Source organism: Pseudoroseomonas cervicalis ATCC 49957, from assembly GCF_000164635.1.
GTDB lineage: Bacteria > Pseudomonadota > Alphaproteobacteria > Acetobacterales > Acetobacteraceae > Pseudoroseomonas > Pseudoroseomonas cervicalis.
The window spans coordinates 1-1,902 of sequence record NZ_GG770921.1 but is presented as its reverse complement, the minus strand read 5'-3'; the positions used below and the strand labels follow the sequence as shown (position 1 = coordinate 1,902).

General features: G+C 69.4%; 1 protein-coding gene. It reads left to right on the top strand.

The annotated features are described in order from the left end of the window. Nucleotides 1–225 precede the first annotated feature (225 nt). The gene (locus tag HMPREF0731_RS20360; RefSeq protein WP_007006111.1) at nucleotides 226–1,854 is read left to right on the top strand and encodes a CTP synthase; all 1,629 of its coding nucleotides are present in this window, start codon (nucleotides 226–228) and stop codon (nucleotides 1,852–1,854) included. The last annotated feature ends 48 nt before the right edge of the window (nucleotides 1,855–1,902 follow it).

Genomic DNA, 1,902 nt, shown 5'->3' with positions numbered 1-1,902 from the left:
TGCCCGGCGGCAGCGGCACCCCCCCGGCCCCGGCCCAGCCCGCGGCGCCGCCGCCGGCCTCGGTGCCCACCAACTGACGGTTCCCGAATCGGGCGCCGGGCGGAAGCCCAGGCGCCCGAGCCTTTTATGGGGGGTGGCAAGCCGCGACCCCCGCTTCCGGCAATCAGCAGCCTTGCCGTGCCATGTGCTTTTCGTGGCCGGTGGCGCGCGTTAGAAAGGACGCCCATGACGCGGTTCGTATTCATCACCGGCGGCGTGGTTTCCTCTCTCGGCAAGGGCATCGCGGCGGCAAGCCTCGGCGCGCTCCTGCAGGCGCGGGGCTACAAGGTCCGCATTCGCAAGCTCGACCCCTATCTCAACGTCGATCCGGGCACGATGAGCCCGTATCAGCATGGCGAGGTCTTCGTCACCGACGATGGCGCGGAGGCCGATCTCGATCTCGGCCATTATGAGCGCTTCACCGGCGTACACGCGACCAAGGGGGACAGCTACACCTCCGGCCGCATCTATGCCGAGGTGATCGCCAAGGAGCGGCGCGGCGACTATCTGGGCGGCACCGTCCAGGTGATCCCGCACATCACCGACGCCATCAAGGACGCCGCCACGGCCGACACCGAGGGGCTGGATTTCGTCCTGGTCGAGGTCGGCGGCACGGTGGGCGACATCGAGTCCCTGCCCTTCCTGGAGGCGCTGCGCCAGCTGCACAACGAGCTGGGCCCGCAGCGCAGCCTGTTCATGCACCTGACCCTGGTGCCCTACATCCCCTCCGCCGGCGAGCTGAAGACCAAGCCGACGCAGCACTCCGTGAAGGAGCTGCTGGGCCTCGGCATCCAGCCGCAGATTCTTCTCTGCCGCTGCGATCGCCCCATCCCGGAGAATGAGCGGCGCAAGATCGCCCTCTTCTGCAACGTGCGGCCCGAGAGCGTGATCCCGGCGCTGGACGCCAGCTCGATCTATGCCGTGCCGCTGCAGTACCACCAGGAGGGCCTGGACCGCGAGGTGCTGCGCCATTTCGGCCTGTCGATCTATGGCGAGCCGGACCTGACCAACTGGAAGCGCATCGTCAGCCGGCTGGAGAACCCCGAGGGCGAGGTGAAGATCGCCGTCGTCGGCAAGTACATCACCCTGCTCGACGCCTATAAGTCGCTGGCCGAGGCGCTGGCGCATGGCGGCATCCAGCACGGGGTGAAGGTCAAGCTGGACTGGGTGGACAGCCAGGTCTTCGAGACACCCAACGCGGTGGAGCGGCTGGAGGGGGTGCATGGCATCCTGGTCCCCGGCGGCTTCGGCGAGCGCGGCGCCGAGGGCAAGATCGAGGCGGTGCGCTTCGCCCGCGAGCGCAAGATCCCCTTCCTCGGCATCTGCTTCGGCATGCAGATGGCGGTGATCGAGGCGGCGCGGAACCTGGTCGGCATCGAGGGCGCCTCCTCCACCGAGTTCGGCCCCTGCGAGGAGCCGGTGGTCGGCCTGCTGACCGAGTGGCTGCGCGGCAATGAGCGCGAGAAGCGCCATGCCGAGGGCGATCTCGGCGGCACCATGCGCCTCGGCGCCTATCCGGCGGCGCTGGCCGAGGGCTCGCTGGTGCGCAAGGTCTATGGCCAGGCGCAGATCGAGGAGCGCCACCGCCACCGCTACGAGGTCAATATCGGCTATCGCGAGCGGCTGGAGGAGGCGGGGCTGCGCTTCTCCGGCCTCTCGCCCGACGGGCTGCTGCCGGAGATCGTCGAATATCCCGACCATCCCTGGTTCATCGGCGTGCAGTACCATCCGGAGCTGAAGTCGAAGCCCTTCCAGCCGCACCCGCTCTTCGCCGGCTTCGTCGGCGCCGCGGTGAAGCAGGCCCGGCTGGTCTGACCCGCGGCCGGGCGGCCGGGCCGCCCGGCCTCCTCCCTGCGACCGCCG

Coding starts and splice junctions, on each gene's coding strand:
- HMPREF0731_RS20360 (WP_007006111.1), top strand. CDS start 226: ATGACGCGGTTCGTATTCATCACCGGCGGCGTGGTTTCCTCTCTCGGC.